The organism is Streptomyces sp. NPDC037271 (assembly GCF_055603605.1).
Genome location: NZ_JBVJVN010000011.1, coordinates 220,530 through 239,097, shown reverse-complemented (window position 1 = coordinate 239,097; position 18,568 = coordinate 220,530). Strand labels below are relative to the sequence as shown.

Sequence of the window (18,568 nt, the reverse complement as noted above, 5' to 3'; positions counted from 1 at the left end):
CCGCTACGAACGCAAGGCCGAACACTTCCTCGCCCTCACCAGCATCGCCTGCACCCTCATCTGCTACCGCAGACTCACCAAATGAGATGACCTCTAAGGCTGTCAGCGGTGTCCGGCATCCATTCTGGAGCTGCCGGCGGCCCCGCGGCGAGCGTGGGAGACGTCGCGACGGTCGTCCGGGACGGCGTTGAGGCGCGGCGGTGCCTGCCCCTGGGGAAGTACCGCGCTCTGGTGAGCGAGACGGCACGGCGGATACGGTTGAGCACGCTGCTCAGCTCCTATCGCTGGTAGCTCGGTCCCCCGACATGGCCCGTCGTGGGGACCGTTTTGCGTACGACCGCCCAGAGGGTGCGGCCGTTCAAGCTGGTGGCGTGAAGCCCGAATCGATCGGCCTCCGCCACCGCTTCCAGGACCTCCCGCCATGACTCGGCGGAGAGCGATTCCGGCACCTCCGCCTCGACCGACGTGCATTGGTCGCGCTCCTCCACGCGTGTGGTGAGCCCGACCGCCGATAACCGGGCAGCGATGGCTTCCGCGCTCACTCGCGAAGCGGGCACAGGGGAGCCTCCGTCACTCGGCGATCACTTTGAGTGAAGCTAGTTAACTAGATTAGAGCTAGTGGACTAGATTTTCCATATGCCTGAGCAGCCGCCCTATCTCCGCATCGCCGACGAACTGCGGCGGCGGATCGCGGAGCACGTGTGGGAGCCGGGAGACCGCCTGCCCTCCCGTGCCCAGATCGGCCAGGAGTACGGCGTCGGCGACAACGTGGTGCGCCGGGCACAGGAGCTGCTGATCTCCCAAGGTGTGCTGGAGGGCCGCGCCGGTTCCGGCACCTACGTCGCCGAGCCACGGCAGCGCGTACGGGTGGTCCGGTCATCGGCGCGCGAGCAGCTCAGCAGCTCCCCGTTCCGGGCGGACATGAAGGCCGTGGGCAGGCAGAGCGACTGGGAGAGCCGGACCGAGGCCAAAGTTCCGGCACCGGCGGAGATCGCCACGCGCCTCGGTATCGCCGAGGGTGAGCTGTGCGTGCGGACGGCGTACGAGTTCCTCGCCGACGGCCGGCCGGTGCAGCTGTCGACGAGCTGGGAGCCGTACGACCTCACCGGCGGCACACTCGTCGTCCTCCCCGAGGGAGGACCGCACGCCGGGGCAGGGGTCGTGAACCGCATGGCGGAGATCGGCATCACCGTCAGCCACGCCGTGGAGCAGCCCGAGCCGAGGCAGGCGACCGCCGAGGAGGCCTCACTCCTGGGCGTTCAGAAGGGCGCGCTCGTCACGCATATCCGGCGGACGTACTACAGCGACCAGGGGTGGCCCGTGGAGACCGCGGACATCGTGGTGCCCGCCGCTCTCTGCGAGATCGTCTACGAGATTCCGATCAGTCGTCAGCCGCGCACCACAAGCGCACCAGACCGAGCGGGAAACAGCGGGGAACCACGGTGAAAGCCGCCGAGGCCGACGAGGCGACACCCGCACCGTTCGTGCAGGTCAGTGGCCGATTCAGCCGCAAATGATCGCAGCTTCCCAAGCTGAGAGTGCGAGTTCGATTCTCGTCACCCGCTCCATGCAGAAGGCCCAGGTCATCGACCTGGGCCTTAGTCATGGGCGGCGACCAGCTATCGTAATGCCGGATTCACACCAGAACACCGAATACTTTGAGCGCAGCCGCGTGGGCTGGGCGATGAGTCCCGGTGCCCCATCGCCTGCTGAGGCGGCAGGGCACCGGGGAGAGCTCTGGTCAGGCGGCAGCCCCGTGCTCGTCGGCGGGCTCCGGTATCTCCTTGACGAGGATCCGGTCCCGCTGCGGGTCCACGGAAAGGATCTCGACCCAGATCATCTCGCCGGGCTCGATCTCCCCGGCATTGAGGTCCTGGCGCAGCTCCTCCGACATGGCGGTGCAGTGCAGGATGACCGGCCGGCGGCGTCCGGGCAGCTTGAGCAGCGCGTAACCGCCCTGCCCCTCCGCCCTCGTGCGGACCACCTCTCCGTCGAACCGGTCGCCGACCGACAGCCGGGCCTCCTCCCGGGCGGCCGGGGCGTTCCGCGGAACGGTGGTGAGCGGCCGACCCTGGCGCGGCGGCTTGACGAGACGCAGCAGGATGCGCCGCCGCTCGGTGTCCATACGGACCACCGCGACCTCCACGTCGTCCCCGGGCTCGAGTCCGGCCGCGGCCACCACGTCCGACTTGGCGAGCAGTCCGTTGACACCGTGCGCCACATGGACAAAGACGCCGAGCGTGGGATGGACGTTGTGGACCGTGCCCGTGAAGACCTTGCCCACCGGGTAGTCGGCGCTCAGCGCCGGCCAGGGATTCAGGCTGCCGGCCAGCAGCGTGTACCGCATGTCGCCGCGGGCGTCCACGTCGAAGGCGCCCTGCAGGCGGGTGCCGACCTCGTACTTGACGGTCATGTCTGTCACCACCCGGGTGTAGTCCACGTCCGCGTTGGACAGCACGCCGTGCCGACCGTCGTCCGTCTCGACCACGACGAACTCCCGGGACGCGGAGACGACCCGGGCCGGCACCGGCACCGTCCCGCCACCGATCATCGGCAGGAGCGTCATCTCGACCACACTCTCCTCGCGTACGGCCTCCAGCGCGAGGCGCAGTTCCTCTCGCATCCGGTTCATGTGGGCATAGTGCGAGGAGTAGGTGATCGTCCGCAGGTCCTTCACGTCCGACGGGATCTCCTTGAGGTCCTGCGTCAGGTAGATCATCTTCTTGCCGAGGAGGTAGGCCCAGGCGAACTCGATCGAGACGTTCACGGATTCGTCCGAGAAGATGACCAGGACGATCTCGGCCTGCTGGATGCCCTTCCACACCGGCGTGAGGACGGAGTCGCCGCCGTACAGGGCGTCGGCGCGAACCGGCGTCATCCCCAAGCTGGAGATGAGCGGCACGAGCTCGGACTTGAAGAAGCTGTCATAGTCGAACAGCTCGCCGTCGGTCGTCCTCTTGACGCCGAAGGGAGTGGCGACGAAGACGTTGCCGGGTATCGGCCGCTCGTCGCGGGTGAGCCGGTGGGTGACCACGGTGCTTGCTCCTGTCAGGTGGTGCGCTGGCCCTCCGCGAATCGGGGGAGGGGTGGGTCCGGTTCGACCACGACCTGAGCTTGCGCCTGAGGCCCTGACAGGGTCAGCCGCCGCCTCGCTGACACTTGGCCGCCCCTTCGGGCGCGCTGTCAGCAACTGTGTCAGCGAAGTGTCAGTCATTGGTTGGAACATCTGCCGCAACCCGTGCCAACCCGTACCATCGACTGTAAATTTGACGATGTGCCTGCACCAAATTACGCCGCCGACCTGCCCGTCGGCAGACTGCGCGTCCGGCTTCTCGGCGCGCTCCAGGTCATCGGTCCGGACGGAATCCCACAGGAGTTACCCCCGCGGGACAGACGGAAGTTGCTGCTGAGACTCGCGGTGGAGCGCGGTCCGGTGAGTGTCGAACAGCTCTGCGTCGCGTTGGAGCGGGACAGGCCCGCCGTGCACACGCTGAAGAAGCGGCTCGTCGACGACGGCTACCCGGTGGAGGTCGTCGGGCGCGGCGGATACCGGCTGGCCCTCGACCGGTACAGCGTCGATCTCCACGAGTTCATGGACGCGATGGAGGCCCTGCCCCCGAGCCCCACGGCCGGCGAACTGGACCGGCTGGCCCGGATGTGGGCGGGCGACCCCGCCGAGCACCATGAGCTGCCCAGGGAGATCTGGCAGCCCGCCCGCCGCGGGCTGCGGCGGCTTGCGGAGGCGCTGCGCGCACTCCCGGAGTCGGAGCGCCCGGCCTCCGCCCGGGCGCTGCCGGAGCTCTTCCCCAAGGATCGCGACCTGCGCGTCCTGATCCCCGCCCCGCCCCGTAAGAACCTGCTCATCGTGGATGACACGGACGCCGACGAGCTGGGCGAACGGCTGAGCGGCCGCTGCAACATCATCCCGTTGAAAGGCCTGCCGGAATGGCGGGACTTCTGTTCCGGCTCCCGGCCGTACCAGGTGAACGGTGCGCCGATCGGCCTGCACCAGGTGGACGGTGCGCTGATCGACCTACATCTGGACGACCAGGCCTCGCGCAACGGCATGGAGATCATCGAGCACCTGTGCAAGTACACCCGGATTCCCACGGTCCTCGTCTCCGCCTACCCGGACCCCGCGATCGGTGAGTTGAACAGCACCTTCCTTCAGCGGCACCGGCTGCTGCGCGTCGTACCGAAAGGGCTGAAGGGACGCGATCTCTACAACTGTCTCGACGAACTGGCCAGGCAACTGTTCGACGACTCCGCCCCCTACCAGCTCCTGCGGCTACGAGCGCAACTGGCCCACGCTGTCTTTAGGCTGGAGGAAGAACGCGCCCATCCGCGCAACCGGGCCAGGGCATCGGCCGCGCCCTGGGAGCGCGAACGGCACCGGGCCCAGGAGGCGATCGACCGTCGCGACGTCCGCGCCGCGACCCGTCTGGTGGGCGAGTTCTGCAACGCCGACTGGAGCTGAGCAGGCCGCAGCGCCACGACCGCCAGTGGCCGCTCAGTCCTCCGTGGACACGGTCGTCAGCGGCAGTTCGATCCTGATCTGGGCACCGGACAGCTCGGGTGAAGGCTCGGGCAGCACCCGCAGTCGGCCTTCGTACAGCTCCGTCAGGGTGCGGGCGATACGGACGCCCTGGCCGGAGCCGTTCCGGGTGGTCAGGCACTCGCCCTGGTTGAGCCGGGAGGCCACGCCCTGTGCGATGCCGTCACCGGAGTCGGCGACGGTGATGACGCACCACGGCCTGTCCTCGGCGTCCGTGAACGGGGTCACCGTCACGTCGACGAAGCCGTGCTTCGCGGCCGTGGCGTCGATCGCCTTGCGCGCGTTGTCGAAGAGGTTCCAGAAGATCTGCCCCAACAGCCACGGGTTGGCCGTGACCCACAGGTGGTCCGCACCGGTGATCTCGTACCTGTCGCGGCCGCCCGAGCCCAGATGAGCCTCGCGGCTCTGCTGCACGATCAGTTCGCCCAGCGGCACCGGCCGGGGCGGCCCCTGCGCCGTCCTCGTCAGGGAGCCCACCTGGCGCAGTTGGTCGAAGAGAAGCAGGTACTCCTCGTTGAGCGTCATCCGGCGCTCGCGGTCCTCCTCCTTCGCCATCCGGGTGGCGATCTCCGAGAGCCTGCGCTGGAGGTTGGTGTTGTAGTGATCGACCGTGTCCACCGTGATCTGGCTCAGCGAGACGACGACCTGAGCGAGCACCGCGTCCGCCTGCTCGCGGGCCTGCCGTAGCAGGCCGGCCACCATCTCCTCGGACTGCCGCCCACTGCCCCGGGCCAGAAGTTCAGGCAGCCCGTTCGCGACCAGGGTCAGCGTTCCCTCCCGGCGTTCCATGATTCCGTGCGACACCAGTGGCTCCACCCCGGCCGCCAGGTCCACCAGCGGCGGGACCCCGTCACTGCCCGCGAGGTCGGCGAGGACACCCGTCAACTCCTCGACGTCGAACTCTCCGACATCGAACTCCCCGCGCCCGCCACCGCTGCGCAGCCAGAGCGCGGTGTGGAGCGCCAGGCCGACGCTGACGTCGGGAAGCCGGTCCTGGATGCGGCGTGCGGCCCGCCGCCGCCAGTCGGTGTCCTCGCGCACCGCCTCCAGCCGGGCGCGCAGATCGCGGCCGGAGGCACGCGGCTCGGGACGGTCACAGAGGGTCAGCAGCAGTTCCCACAGGGCCAAGGGGTGTCCGCCGGTCTCGTAGAGCACGGCCTCCGCCGTGACGCTGTCCGGCTGCAGGCCGAGCAGGTCGAAGAACCACGAGAGCTGGAGCGCGGCCTTGCCCCGGCCCGCCAGCTCAAGCCCTCGCCCTCCCCCGGCCCGACCCGCGTCCAGCAGCCCGCTCACCCCGAGCCCCGGTCCCACCGCCCGCAGCAGCGCCAATTGTCGTTCAGCGGCGGGCACCACCGACCCGCCGGGCTCCGGCGCGGCCAGCCGCAGCAGGTCGTCCGCGTACAGCGAGCCGCACCCCTCGGCCGGCGGGGTCTCCCCCGCCCACTCGGGCACCAGCCAGACGAAGGGAGCCGAGGTCACCGACTCGGGCGGTTCTGTCGTGCTCGGAGCCACCCACAGGGGAATGCCCGTCCGGAAGAAACCCAGCGGAGGCAACCGGTGATCGCCCGTGCAGTACAGCCGGCTCACCACCCCGCCGACCAGGGGCTCGCACTCCACCAGTGGCTCGGCCGTCCCCACGCACTCGTGCAGCGCCTCCACCAGTTCCCGCACCGGCGCCGGATCAGGCGGCACGTCCGCTCCGGCCAGGACCAGTTCGGCGAACGCGTCCATGAGCCGCCGCCCGGCCGTGTCCTCCTCGGGCGGCAGCCAGCCGTGCAGTTCGGCTGCGCCGAGTTCGCCGTACCGGTACCACTCCAGCACGTCCGCCAGGGCGTACCGGCGCAGCCGTACCGGTGAGGGCCGCCGGGCGAGTCCCGAGGGCCCGGCGGCGTCGGGGGACTGCGCCCGGTCGCTGTGCACCAGCACGCGGGCCAGCCGGAACTCCCCCGCGGTCAGACACTCCTCCAGCAGCTTCCGGGCCGCCCGGTCCGGTGGCTCCCCGTCCTTCCGCGACCGGTCCAGCCCGGCACGCAGTGCCTCACCCCGTGCGTCCTCAGCAGCAGTGGCCGCATCCTCCCAACCGGCGAGGAGTTCGGTGAAGGCGGACTCGTCGGTGGTGGCGAGCTCCACCAGGTCGCGCACCGTACCGTCCTGCTCGTGCCAGCTGTGGGCCAGTTCGAGCTGCTCGGCACGTCGGGCCAGCAGATGCAGGGCGCGTGTGGCACGGCCCGCGGCCCCGAGGCGGGCGTCGGCGAGGTCGTCCTTGAGCTGCCGGGCGTCCTCCAGGGGCAGTCGGCCTCCGTCGAGCATCAGGTCCACCAGATCGAAGCGGCCCTCGGCGAGCAGGTGCCGGGCAGCCGTCGCCGCGGAACGCGGGACCAGCAGACCGTCGAGTACCTCCTCGGCCAGCTCGTCGAGGGCGTCCGCGCCGAGCGTCACCGACAGCGGACGGCCTGCGGCAAGCTCCGAGACGAGCGCGGGGTGACTCCAGCGGTCGGGCCAGTTCTGGAGCAGGTCCAGCAGGATTCCGTCGGCCAGTTCCATCAGTGCTGTCTCCCCTCACCCACCGTCAACCGGTGCGCCGCTCCCAGCCGGTACAGGTCGGCCAGATCGTCCAGGACGCTGTGGCACAGCCTCCGTTCCGGCTCGGCCAGTCGCTCCACGGCGGCCTCCGTCCGGTCCCGTAGATCCGCCATGACACGCCCCAGCTCCCGTACGACCTCCACGGGGTCGCGAGGGCCACTGGACCGCGGGTCACCGGGTGGTTCCGGGTCGGCTTCCGCGGTGGCGACCCCCCACGCGAGGTCAAGCACCTCGCCGAGCTTGGACAGGTAGTTCTCCCTGGGGGCACTGTGCAACAACTCGGTCCGCGGCTGGCTCACTCCCCGCCAGGTGTCGTCCACCAGGTCTGACGCCACGGCCCGGCCGTCGCCGTGGCGTCGCCCGGCGCCGGTCTCCCGCGCCAGCAGGGCGCCCAGGCCCTCGGTGTCCCGGCCGGCCACCAAAGCCCGGATCCTGCCGAAGAGCCGGTCGTCGCGGAAGAGCACATGGTGGGCCCGGATGGCCGGCTTGGTGCTCAGCGGGGGCCGGTCGGCCACCAGCAGCGCCTGTTCCAGCACCTGCCACTGCGCGTCCCGTTCCTCCTGATGTTGTTCGTCACTGAGCGCCCGGCGGATCTGCGGGCCCGCGGGAAGGCCGTAGAGATCTCGGTGACAGCGGCGCAGCGCGTCGCCGATGTCGTTCCAGGGCTCCCCGAGCACGGTGGACAGCTCCGTCACGACGTCTAGGGCGTCGAGGGGGAGGTCGTCGCTGGTGCGCAGCACCTCTTCGACGGCGATCAGCAGGAGCGCCGTCTGCTCGTCGGGGTCGAGATCGGTGTCGGCGACCACTTCCAGCAGATGGGTGCCCAGCCGGCGTCCGCCGCGGGCGGCGGCGACGGCGGCCAGCGGCAGCCGGGGCCGGGCCGCTCGGTCGGCGACGGACCGTCTCAGGAGGGCGGCGCGTGTGTAGTCGCCCTCCTCCCAGCACAGCCGGACCAGCCGCAGCCGCCAGCGCGCGCCGGTCTCGGGAGGCGCGGCGGCGGTGTGGTGCAGCAGGCAGCAGGCAGCCGCGGCGGTAACCACGTCCGGGTCGCCGGTCCGGTCGAGGTCCTCCAGTACGGCCCAGGGGTCCTCGGACCGGCCGAGCTCGGTCCGCAGCAGCGCCGCCCCCTCCGCGCCCGGCCGCCAGTTCGTGACGATGCGCTGCCGGGCGTAGACGACGTTCGGGTTCGTGCCACTGGTCTCGGCGGCGGCCTTCTCCTGCCTGCGAACGAACGCGGCGACTTCGGGCGGTTCGCCGGCCGCCGCGGCCAGCGCGGCGGCGGCCCCCGCGCCAGTGAGCACGATCCCGGGCGCGGGCCGAGGGCGGCCGCGCCGGGCACCACGTCCGCCCTCACCGAGCAGGTCCCTGCCGCCGACCAGAACCTCGTCGTCGTGGACCAGGACCCGGCCGCGCGCGGGCACCAGGCGCAGCCGACCCGGGTACTCAGCGGCGAGTCGCACCAGTTCGGCGGGCTCCTGGCCGGGCGGCACCGCCAGTCCAAGGGTGACCCACACCCCCTCCCGGAGCCTGCGCGTCAACAGCGTCATGAACCGGTCGTCGACCGACGGGGGCCGGTCACTGCTGATGACGAGCCGGCGCGTAGCCGAACGCAGTGCCCGCCACAGCAGGTCGACGTGCGCGTCGGTGTCCATTACGCGTGCGGCGGGCAGTTCACGGCCCTCCGCGGTTTTGGCCTGCGCTCGGGCGTACGCGACCCAGCCGTCGGACCATGCCCGTACGGCTGCTTCGGGAGCATCCGCCTCCTCCGGGGGGGCTTCCGGGAAGCCGAGCGCCTCCGGGAGCGCCGGCTGTCCGGTGCCAAAAGCGTCACCCGTCGTCCTGAGCAGTCGGCTCATCCTCGCCGTGGGGACAGTACCGGCCGCCCAGGAGAGCAGTTGGCCGAAGACGGTGTAGTGGCTGCCGTCTTCCGGGGCGGTCAGCAGGAGCCCGAGGGCCTGACGCGCCGCGTGCCCCATGATGTCGCGGGAAGTGATCAGCGCGGCCTGGTCGTCCCGGATCACGACGTTCGCCTCGGGGCAGGACGCCACCTGCGGATACACCAGGCGACCGGAGCCGTACCGGCGTACCAGGCTGACCAGGGCGTTGTGCACTGGCTCCGGCAACTGGGCGGTGGGCTGCTCACCCCACAGCAGCACCACGGTGACCCGGGCGTCGAGGGCCCGGCGCAGTGCCGGCTCCCATCGCCTCCAGCCGGCGACCGTGATCTTCGGCGCCGCGACCACGAGTTGAGCCCGGCACGCTCCGACGAGTTCGGCGATCCGATCCTCGTGCTCCTCCGCGGTGACAGTGACGGCGCGCACCTCGCTGGCGGTGCGGTTGTCGAGTGCCGCGCACACGGTCCGTGCCTCGTCGCACAGTTCGAGGTGCCGGGCGGGCCGGTCGGCAGCGCGGGCGGAGACGGCCCGGTCGGCGCGTTCGCGCAACCGGACGAGCAGCCGCTCCAGAGGAGGGGGGTCGACCAGGTCCTGCCCGGCCAGGTCGCGCAGTGCCCGGACGAACGGGGTGGACGCGTTGTCAGTGGCGAGCTGGGTGAGCCGCTCCCCGGCGAGCTGGTGTCGGGAGGCGGGGTAGGTCCGGTCGGCAACGACGATCTGCAGCCGGCCCGTGTCGGGGTCCTCGTGGACGAGGACGTCCAGCGGGATCCAGCGCCGCTCGGTGATCTGGGCCTCGTCGGTGGGAGTCCGATAGGAGAGGACCCGGGGCGGACGCCCGGTTCCGTGCCGTCCCTGGAACGCGCCTGGTCCCGCGTCGGGGCCGTCCTCGTCCCGCTCGGTGAAGCGCCGACGCAGATCACGCTCCAGTGCCGGAATGAGCTCCGCCCGGGGTACCTGGGCCGGTGTGGTGTCGTCGAGCACCGGTTCCATGGCCAGCCGGCCCGAGCCCGGGGCGAGGGTCCCACGGCGCGGCTGAACCAACCCGGTCAGCCGGTCGATCATCACCTCGCAGGCGTAGTCGAGCGTCTCGGCGCCGGGCAGCTCGTGCAGGGCATTCTCCGCGATTCTGGTGCGGACCTCTTCGCTGACCAGCACTCCGCCCCTCGCGAAGTCCAGCCGCACATAGCCCTTGCGCCAGACGTCGTGGAGAAGTTCCAGGGTGACCCGGTGGCCGAGGCCGAGCAGTTCCACGAGCTCGTCCACCGAGGTGATGCCCGGCATGCCGTCCCGGTCCCGGTCCAGGGCGTCGATGAGGCGCAGGGCGGTCATCTCGATCGGCGAGAGGACGTCCCCGAAGCCGGCACTGACGTGTACCAGAAAGGTGTCACAGGGTACGTAGATGACCGCTCTGCTGCCCGGTGTAGCCGCCATCACGGCTCCATCGGGCCGGCGGCCGGGCTGGAGCGCCGGCGATCGGCGAGTTCGGCGACCGGAATGCGGGAGCCGTACAGTTCCACCGCTTGGCAGACCCGGTGCCAGAAGCCGACGTCGATCACCGGTCGCGGGGTCCTGCGGCCCGCCTCCTGGCCCTGCTCGTCTCCGGTGGTCCCGCTGTGGGCGGGCATCGGGCCGGGCTTGGGCACTGGTCCCGGGACGGGACGGGCGGCCGGCGCCAGCCGGCGCACCGCCTCCGGCTCGTCCCGCGGCGTTCCCGGGCGAGACGCCTCATCCGGTTCGTCGTTCGGCTCGCCCTCCACCGGACCGGGCGGGCGGAACGCGGCGAAGTGCTCAAAGTCACCCACCAGCACCAGCAGTTGACGGGCCCGGGAGAACATCACGTTGATCAGGTCGGCCCCGATCAGATGTCCCAGGCCCAGCCAGGGCTGTGTCTCGGTGCCGGGCGGCCGACGGTCGCGTACGAGGGACACCACGACTATGTCGGCCTCCCTGCCCTGGAAGGCGTGCACGGTGGACAGGTAGCGCTCCAGTCCACACTTGGCCAGCTGACGGTTCTGCTGCCGGTAGGGGCTGAGCACTGCCAGCGTGGTCCCGGGCTCGCCAGCGCCCAGCGGTACGGGAGCCGGACGCATGGACTCGACGAGTTCCTGGACAACCCGGGCCTCACCGTGGTTGAACCAGCGGGGCTGGCCCTGGCAGTCCGGTTCGCCATGGGTGTCCAGCCACACCAGCGAGCGCCCGGCCAGGACCTCGGGCGTGGTCAGGTTCACCGGCGTGATCTCCTTGCCGGTGGTCAGCAGCCCCGGCGGCAGTCCGTCGGGAAGTTGTCCGCTGCCGGGCACCGGATAGAAGACGCGGCTGACGACCTGGCTGATCTCGTCCCGCATCCGGTACTGCGTATGCAGCGTCAGCAGCGGCCTGTCACGCTTGTCCTTCTTCCGCGCCGCACCCGCCTCGCTGTCCTCGTGCGCATCACCCGCCCCGCCCTCGCCCTGCCCGGCCCCATCGCCCAACGGCTCGAACAGCGAGCGGAACAGATCGAAGGCGCGGACGTAGGTGTCGTAGTGCATGCCGATCCGTCTGAACTCCTCGTCCGGGTCGTCGACGCAGCTCTCCAGGAAGCGCAGGACGTCGTTGCGGCGGTGCGCCGGAAGCTGTTTGTGGTCACCGATCAGCGTCCAGCGCCGTCCGCGGCACAGCGGCATGGCGAGCTCCGTCGGCCAAGCCTTGGCCGCCTCCTCGACCACCACCCAGTCCATGGTGCTGCGCACGCCGACGGGGGTGACGTTCTCAGCGGTGGCCATCGCGCAGGTGGCGAAGACGAGGTTGGCCGTCCGGCGCATCCGGTCTCCCAGCTCCGGCAGCACGCTGTCGGTGGCGTCCTCGGCCAGCATCCGCCGCCATTCCTCCAGCACGCCCCTCGTTTCAGGGCCCGCCCCCTTCATCCGCCGCGGCAGGTTGCGCCGCATCCAGTCGGCGCGCTCCTCCGCCAGCCGGTTCGCCCGCCAGGGCTCCAGTACGGGGTCCACGGGCGCTTTGGGGGAGGCCACCCGGAGCGCCACCCCTTCCCAGCGGTGGGTGGGCTGGCCGAGATCGTCGAGGGCGTCCAGTCTGCGCAGGACCCGTTCGGCCAGGTTGTCCAGCGCGAAGTTGGACTGGGCCGAGACCAGGACGCGGTGCCCCGGATAGACCCGCAGGTAGTGCGCGATGGCCTCGGCCGCGACCGTCGTCTTGCCGGTACCGGGAGGCCCCTGGAGAGCGAAGAAGGGCTCATGGGTGAGAAGCTCATGCACCGCCTTCTTGCCGTCGTCACCGCTCAATCGCTCCCCCGCCCGACGCCAGCGGTAGGGAAGCATTCGGAGCGACTTCGGCGAACGCAGTTGGTCGAGGAGCGCCGGGTTGTTCATCATCTCCAGGCGACCGTCCACCTGGCGCTCCAGGGCGATACGGCTGCCCCGGTCGTCCAGCGGTCTGATCCAGCCCGTTTCGGGCGCCGGAGGCGAGTCCTCCATCAGTTCCAGGACGACCCGGTCCGGGCCGCCCTTCTCCTTGACCAGCGCCCGGGCGGCGTACCCGGACGACGCAGGCCGTCCCCGATCGTCCGGGACGATCTCCACGGCGGCCGGAATGCCCTGGTCGCCCTCCAGCGAACCGAAGAAGTCCCCCAGCGCGGGCCGGAGCCCGGCGTCCACGTACTTGGTCAGCAGTGCCGACTGCTTGACCCAGGCGTCGTCACGCTCCTCGTCCAGGCTGACCGTGACCTTGCGCGGTGAGTCCTTGGGGCCTTCGCAGGCGTAGGTGCGTGCCCGCAGTTCCGCTCCCTGGAACTCCAGCAGCCAGTCGATCGCCGCCTCGTACTCCCGCTCGTGATCGGGCGCCCGGCGCACCGGGCGCACTGCGTCGACGAGCGGCCGCCACGACGGCCGGTCCGCGCGCAGCCGCTCGAACTTGCCGGTGTCCATGTCGATGGGCACCGTCTCCAGTTCAGGCAGTTCCCGGCGGAGGGGCTGGTCCAGCAGGGGCTGCAACCGGGTGCGGACGAAGTGCTGGTCGCGGCGCACCACGTATTTGATCAGCAGGACGTCATCCAGTTCCGGGCCGAGCCCGCCCCACCCCTGTCGTGGCCGGTAGTACGTGCAGAACCACAGCGCCTGTCTGCCGACCAGCAGATGCCGCGCCTCGCCGCGCGTGCTCCGGTCGCGTTCGGTCCCCAGGACGAAGGGCGCCGCGCCGCGCGGGGAGTCCACCAGCACGGCGCTTTTCAGGTCCCGCTGGATCAGCCCGGCCAGTTCCAGTCGGCCGGGGTCGGTCCCGGGGTCGTGCTCCAGCCAGCCCCACTCGTAAAGGGTGAGTCTGGACTCCTCAGGCATGTAACCGATCAGGTGCGGCCGACTGGTGCCTCGCTCGTCCCAGGTGACGATGAGCCGTTCGTACTCCCGGCGCAGTTCGTCGACGACCTCATGGGCGGTGGGACGTTCACGGGGGTGGTCCCAGCGAAGCATCCGCTGCAGCAGATCGGTGAGTTGGAGCGGCAGCTCCCGCTCAGCCCTCAGCGTGGCCAGGAGGCGCGCGTTGAGACGCTCCAGGAGCTCCGGCGTACTGCTCGACAACTCGCCTTCCACGGGTAGCAGATCGGTGGGCATCGGGCCGAAGAACCATTCCCAGACGACGGCACCCAGAGCGTAGACGTCAGCGCGTTCGTCCTCCGCGACGGGCGCGTGCTCGCCGTCCGGGAAGAGAAAGTCCAGCCGCTCCTTGGGAGCAAAAGCCAGCGCGCGAACCGGCTGCGACAGATACAGATCGCGGAGTTGCCGCCCTTCACCGTGGGCGTCGATCAAGGAGTTCTGCACCAGGTTCGCCATCAGCGCGCTCATCTCGAAGCGCGCCAGCCACATGTCTGGCGGGTCCTGGTCCGTCGCGCCGATGGTGCCGGGCCACAGGTTGCGATGGTAGGAACCGAGGCCGTGCAGTGTTGCCAACGCCTCGGCCAGCCCGACGAACTGACGTAACGACAGTTTGGGATCGCGGTGCATGTAGGCGACCGCCCCCGGGTCGGCCAGGGTGTTGCTGCTGCCGCGGGTGACGACCACCGCCACGCCGCGCAGGACATCGCTGCCGATCGCGTCGCTCGTCTCCTCCGGGAAGCGGAAGCCACCGTCCAGGATCCGCGGCAGGCCGGGCTGCCCCGTCGCGCCCACCCGCAGCAGGACGCGCACCTCCTGCTCCCACAGCAGCCCGCCCACGCCCGTGATGCCCACATAGATCTGGACGTCCACGGAACGGCCTTCGCCGTCGACCAGCCGGTAACGGAAGAGGTGCTCGGGGATCAGCTCCTCCCGGCTCAGGGCGCCTCCAGCGCCTCCAGCGCCTCCAGCGCCTCCAGGAGGCTCATAGGGGCCGTGGACCGCCGTCTTCGGGTCGCAGCAGAAGAAGTCGACGAACTTGTCCACAAGCTCACTGACGCCGTCCGACACCAAGGGGCGCACCTTCCTCCAGCCGGGAGACCAGTGTGGACCATTCCCCGCATTTACATACAGTCAATGACTCAATCCCGCACAGCGGTTGTTCGCCCAACCCAAGGCACCCGTGCATGTCCCGAACAGGCACGCGTGGCACGAGCCCTTCGAAAGATCAGCCGGTGGCCGTTTTCCGTGCAGGCATCAGCGGGAAGCCGGCGTAAAGCACCAGATCAGGTGGAATCCGCACACGACTTCCTTGGGCGCAACCCAGGACGACGACACGGACGCCCGCGTCGAACTTGGCCTCACCGCACAGCGAGCGCCGTCTCCACAAGGCGCCTCGGCTCAGACCTTCTCCGCACTCACGCGTGGATGCTCGGCAGTGAGCAGCCCGACGTCCTCTACATCGGAAGTCAGGATCGTCACCCGGCCGGGATGCTGCAGGGCGGTCGCGCACAGCATGGCGTCGATGGCGTACTTGTGGCCGTGCAGCCCCGCTGCGCGCAGCAAGGCGGCAGCGGATTGCGCGACGGCCTGGGTCACCGGCTCGACGGCCAGGCGGGACAGGGTCCACTTCAGCGCGGCGTCGTTGATCTCCGGGTGGATCACTTCGACCAGCACGGCAGCTGAAGTGATCACTGGCAGGTCCGCGTCGCGAGCCGCCGTCAGCCACTCGTGGATTTCCCGATCACGCTGTACGGCCTTCGCCAGGCCCTCGCTGTCCAGGACCAGGGCACCGCTCACGCGGCCGCCCCAGCCTGCGAACCGCCTTCGGTCAGCCGGGCACGCTTGGCCGCCACGGCCTCGGGATCGGCCGGGCCGTGCACCTTGTCGAAGTCCGCGATCAGCTCGTCCAGGTTGTCCCGCTCGATCTGCCGCTGGGCCGCCTTCTCCAGGTAGGCCGAGACGCCCCGCTTGCCGACCCGCTCACGGATCGCCTGCAGAGTTCCAGCGGTCAGGGTGACGGAGATACCGCTGGTGGGGCCGTCGCCGGGCGGGAAGTCCACGTCGTTGTCAGTCACGCTTCGAGTATGCCATTGCATATGGCATAGCGGGTGGTGGTGCGGAATTCCAACCGGGTGGCGGAGAGAGCCAGCGCCGGAGGCTGGCAGGTGCTGTGCAGCCGCAACGCCGCTTCAGGCAGCTGGTCTGCGCACAGGGCTGCCCGTGCGCAGTTGTCCCCCGGTGGCGCCGACCTCCCTTCTGAGATTCCGTGCCCTCCGCGTGCCCGTAAGGGCGGAGAACCACGGTCAACAGCGGTGCAAACCGGCCCGCGCGACCAAGCCAAGGCACAGCTATCCGTGCTGGTCAGAGCTATGGAGCCCGTTCAAGCGTCGTCGCTTCCCAAGCTGAGAGTGCGAGTTCGATTCTCGCCACCCGCTCCATGCGAAATCCCCCAGGTCATAGACCCGGGGGATTTCTTTAAGTGAGACAAGACGGGCAGGCGGTCAGTTCGTGGTCGGTCCGGGCCCGTAGTCCGCCTTGAATCCGCCCAGGCCGTCCGCGAGGTGGGCCAGCCAGCCGCTCGGGGAGTACGGCCGGGGCGGATCGACCTCCATGCCCAGCTCAGCCATGGCGAGGGCGTGGTCGGACTCCTCGAGAGCCAGGGCGAGCAGTTCACGGAGCTCGCCCGTGAGGCGGGCGACCAGTTGCGGGTCCGTCGTAGCGCTGTAGTCGCGTACGGCCGCGTCGTGGTCCGTGAACTCGTCCGGCATGTCCTGGGAGAACCAGCCGCCGAGGAACTGGCCGAGCTCGGGGAAGCGGGCATGCCACTCCCAGTGGGAGCGTGGGACGGCCGGGGTCGGGACCTGGCCCTCCTCGATCGACCGCTTCAGGTGGTCCGCGATCACGAACAGCCAGTCCTGGATCGCGGATTGGGGCAGGCCGACGTCCGGCACGGGATAGAACTCGCCGAGGCTCAGACGCAGTCGTCCCGGCGGGTTGCGGGCGTACTCGCGGATCTGCTGTTCGGCCGTGGCCAGGGCCCAGGGGCGGGTGTGCCAGGTGTGGCGGAGGTATGCCTGGAGGGCTTCGCTCGGCCTGTCCGGCTCGTCGTCGGCCGGCATGCCGGTGTACGCGCTGATCACCTGGTCCAGCTCGCCGTAACGGCGGTCGAACTCGAGCGGCTTCATGGACACGGCGCTGGACCTCTACAGATAGATCGGGACGGTGGTGAGCACGACGAAGCCGTGCGGGCTGTTCGGCTCACGCTTGAGGACGACACGTGCCGCGCGCGCGCATCCACGGGCTCGCGCCCGGCGAGCATCATCGCCTGCAGCAGTACACGGCCGACGGGCTCCTCGCGAGAGGGCCAGGCGGCCTCGATGGTCAGGCGGGCGCGGGTGCTCTGGGCGAGCCAACGGTGGATCCTCTGCTCGTTGGCGGTCACCACCTGCTGGGTGGCCCAGTGGGCGGTTTCTCGGTCGGGGTAGGTGGCGGACCTGGTCAGCATGGGCTGTTACCTCTCAACGGGGATCGAAGGACCAAATCAGCCCGACTTCCTCATCGGACACCCAAAGGAGCCCCAAGTCCCAGGCGTACTGACTGAGCGGTGAGCAGTTCGAGATCTGCTCATAGAAGTCGAGGGAAGCGCCGCCACCCCAAGTGTTCGTGAAGAATCGAGTCCCGCCGGAAAATCGGGTGGCGATTACCCTGGCATGCTTCTCCATTTCAGTTTGCTGTGCGGGGAAACGGGGGTCCCGAGAGACATCGAGATCCATGGTGGCCAACAGCACGAGGAGTCGCACCACAGCGGATCGTGGAATCTCTCTGAGCCGGCCTCGCCATTCCGCCGCGCCCGCCGCCTCGTCCACGGGCGGGACGACGAAGGGGTAGGCGGGATCGTCCTCCCTCTCCTCCTCGCCTTCGTCGGGATCGACGGTCCTCCAGCCCCGGGGATCCGCTGCGTCTCCCCGCATAACCGAGACGACGTCGTGCAGCCAGTCCTCCCCGGTACGGGGACCTGCGGCGACAAAGGTGTACCGACGGTCGTACATGTCCACAGCCGACCACCAGGAGTCGGCATCAGCGGGAGTCGGCGGCCCTTTGATACCGGGCGTCGTTTCATAGTCCATCCAGACCTCGCTCATACGGGCATCGAGGTGAACACCAAGTAGGGCGGGTCAAGGCTTGGATCACGCATGAGCCGCACAGAGACGCCCTTGGTGTCGCGCACCTCAGAAATCTTGCTGCCGTCATAGGTGACACCCTTGCCGGTCAGAGCATCACCGGCGAGAGGGCCTTGCAGCGGTACCGAGTCGGTCGTGACGATGATTGACATGCCCGGCGGGTCGCCTGCCAGCCAACGGTCGATGTCGTCGCTGTTGTCACGCAGGCAATATTGCGTGAACCGTTGAGCGGACTCGACATCGGCGTAGGTCGATGCCGCCGGGATCTTCGGCTCACCATTGGCCCTACTCTCGTCCCTCATCCGCTGCATCAATTTCTCATCGGTCTTCCCCACATGCTTGTCAAGGGTATGTCCGTTCCCCACCCCTTCCGCTGCCGCGAGGTCCATCGAGTACGTGTACGGGACCCGGCTCTCTGGCAGCTGCCAGCTGTGCTCCTTCTCGAACTCGTTCAGGGAGCGCGCACCGAAACCCTGTGCCCGCGCCCGTTCCGCCTGGAACGTGGGCACGCTCAAAAGCGCCTCGTCGAGCTCGAACTCGAGCATCGCCAGCCACTTCCGCCCGAACGAGGTGCGCCGGAAGGGTGCTCTCTTCTCCCCGACGAAGACCAACCCGTCCGGCCCCTTCTCGGCGAACCAGGCGAGATGTTGCCGCACCTCCTTGTGCAGGAAGGCCGGGAGGACGACGGCCCGCACACCCGCACCCGACTTGGTCTCGCCGGGAGCGCGCTTGCCGTTGGTCCGTTCCGGCTCGGCGACCCGGACGCGGATCACCATGCGGTCAAGGCTCGCTGCGCTCGCTCGCGCGCCCGGCCCCCAGGAGCTGCAAGCAGTCCGATCGGAGATCGAAAGTGCCGCGCACAGCGCGGCGGCGCCGGGGGGGGGGGGGGGGGGCGCGCCCCCCTTTCTCCTGTCCCCGGGGCAGTCAGTGCACCCCATCCCCCCCCCCAAAAGGGGGGAAAAAAAAGCAGGGGGAAGGGGGGGAAAGGAG

The 18,568-nt window shown here is 69.7% G+C and carries 12 protein-coding genes and 2 pseudogenes; 2 read left to right on the top strand and 12 right to left on the bottom strand.

Annotated features, from left to right (window positions below; genetic code table 11):
• Nucleotides 1–278: 278 nt before the first annotated feature.
• Nucleotides 279–557 carry a hypothetical protein gene (locus tag ACZ7G3_RS20930; protein ID WP_470927407.1) on the bottom strand — a complete coding sequence of 93 codons (279 nt, stop codon included), beginning with the start codon at nt 555–557 and terminating at the stop codon, nt 279–281.
• Nucleotides 558–636: 79 nt separating this feature from the next.
• On the opposite strand from ACZ7G3_RS20930, the gene ACZ7G3_RS20925 reads away from it, so the two are divergent.
• On the top strand, nt 637–1,446 hold the full coding sequence (locus ACZ7G3_RS20925) for a GntR family transcriptional regulator (protein ID WP_470927405.1): 810 nt from the start codon (nt 637–639) through the stop codon (nt 1,444–1,446).
• Between the two features lie 295 nt (nt 1,447–1,741).
• Here ACZ7G3_RS20925 and ACZ7G3_RS20920 read toward each other — a convergent pair whose 3' ends face one another.
• Nucleotides 1,742–3,034, bottom strand: a complete 1,293-nt coding sequence (locus tag ACZ7G3_RS20920) for a S1 RNA-binding domain-containing protein (RefSeq protein WP_470927403.1) — start codon at nt 3,032–3,034, stop codon at nt 1,742–1,744.
• Between the two features lie 240 nt (nt 3,035–3,274).
• Between ACZ7G3_RS20920 and ACZ7G3_RS20915 the strand changes: the two genes are divergently transcribed.
• Nucleotides 3,275–4,477, top strand: coding sequence for a hypothetical protein (locus ACZ7G3_RS20915; protein ID WP_470927401.1), 1,203 nt, complete (start codon nt 3,275–3,277; stop codon nt 4,475–4,477).
• A gap of 33 nt (nt 4,478–4,510) precedes the next feature.
• Here ACZ7G3_RS20915 and ACZ7G3_RS20910 read toward each other — a convergent pair whose 3' ends face one another.
• The 10 genes and pseudogenes from ACZ7G3_RS20910 to ACZ7G3_RS20865 form a co-directional block, all read right to left on the bottom strand.
• Entirely contained in the window at nt 4,511–7,099 is a 2,589-nt protein-coding gene (locus tag ACZ7G3_RS20910) for a sensor histidine kinase (protein WP_470927399.1), read from the bottom strand.
• The gene (locus ACZ7G3_RS20905) at nt 7,099–10,464 is read right to left on the bottom strand and encodes a phospholipase D-like domain-containing protein (RefSeq protein WP_470927397.1); all 3,366 of its coding nucleotides are present in this window, start codon (nt 10,462–10,464) and stop codon (nt 7,099–7,101) included. Before ACZ7G3_RS20905 ends, ACZ7G3_RS20910 begins: the two co-directional genes overlap by 1 nt.
• Nucleotides 10,464–14,465, bottom strand: a complete 4,002-nt coding sequence (locus ACZ7G3_RS20900) for an AAA domain-containing protein (RefSeq protein WP_470927395.1) — start codon at nt 14,463–14,465, stop codon at nt 10,464–10,466. The genes ACZ7G3_RS20905 and ACZ7G3_RS20900 overlap by 1 nt, the downstream gene beginning before the upstream one ends.
• A 330-nt stretch (nt 14,466–14,795) precedes the next feature.
• On the bottom strand, nt 14,796–15,194 hold the full coding sequence (locus ACZ7G3_RS20895) for a PIN domain-containing protein (protein ID WP_470927393.1): 399 nt from the start codon (nt 15,192–15,194) through the stop codon (nt 14,796–14,798).
• Complete coding sequence (locus ACZ7G3_RS20890; RefSeq protein WP_468457252.1) at nt 15,191–15,472, bottom strand: hypothetical protein; 282 nt, start codon at nt 15,470–15,472, stop codon at nt 15,191–15,193. Before ACZ7G3_RS20890 ends, ACZ7G3_RS20895 begins: the two co-directional genes overlap by 4 nt.
• Nucleotides 15,473–15,898: 426 nt before the next feature.
• A complete protein-coding gene (locus tag ACZ7G3_RS20885) occupies nt 15,899–16,588 on the bottom strand; it encodes a contact-dependent growth inhibition system immunity protein (RefSeq protein ID WP_470927392.1) in 690 nt (229 codons plus the stop codon).
• Nucleotides 16,589–16,600: 12 nt separating this feature from the next.
• A pseudogene (locus tag ACZ7G3_RS20880) lies at nt 16,601–16,902 on the bottom strand (RNase A-like domain-containing protein).
• A 13-nt stretch (nt 16,903–16,915) separates the two neighbouring features.
• Nucleotides 16,916–17,539 (bottom strand): hypothetical protein, encoded by a 624-nt coding sequence (locus ACZ7G3_RS20875; protein WP_470927391.1) that lies wholly within the window; start codon nt 17,537–17,539, stop codon nt 16,916–16,918.
• On the bottom strand, nt 17,536–17,967 hold the full coding sequence (locus ACZ7G3_RS20870; protein WP_470927426.1) for an RNase A-like domain-containing protein: 432 nt from the start codon (nt 17,965–17,967) through the stop codon (nt 17,536–17,538). Before ACZ7G3_RS20870 ends, ACZ7G3_RS20875 begins: the two co-directional genes overlap by 4 nt.
• A 162-nt stretch (nt 17,968–18,129) precedes the next feature.
• Nucleotides 18,130–18,360, bottom strand: a pseudogene (locus ACZ7G3_RS20865) (tyrosine-type recombinase/integrase); the annotation flags it as partial.
• Between the last annotated feature and the right edge of the window lie 208 nt (nt 18,361–18,568).

Bases quoted from the DNA above. Each gene is read 5' to 3' on its own strand.
- ACZ7G3_RS20925 (WP_470927405.1), top strand. From the start codon at position 637: ATGCCTGAGCAGCCGCCCTATCTCCGCATCGCCGACGAACTGCGGCGG.
- ACZ7G3_RS20910 (WP_470927399.1), bottom strand. From the start codon at position 7,099: ATGGAACTGGCCGACGGAATCCTGCTGGACCTGCTCCAGAACTGGCCC.
- ACZ7G3_RS20905 (WP_470927397.1), bottom strand. From the start codon at position 10,464: ATGGCGGCTACACCGGGCAGCAGAGCGGTCATCTACGTACCCTGTGAC.
- ACZ7G3_RS20875 (WP_470927391.1), bottom strand. From the start codon at position 17,539: ATGAGCGAGGTCTGGATGGACTATGAAACGACGCCCGGTATCAAAGGG.
- ACZ7G3_RS20870 (WP_470927426.1), bottom strand. From the start codon at position 17,967: ATGGACCTCGCGGCAGCGGAAGGGGTGGGGAACGGACATACCCTTGAC.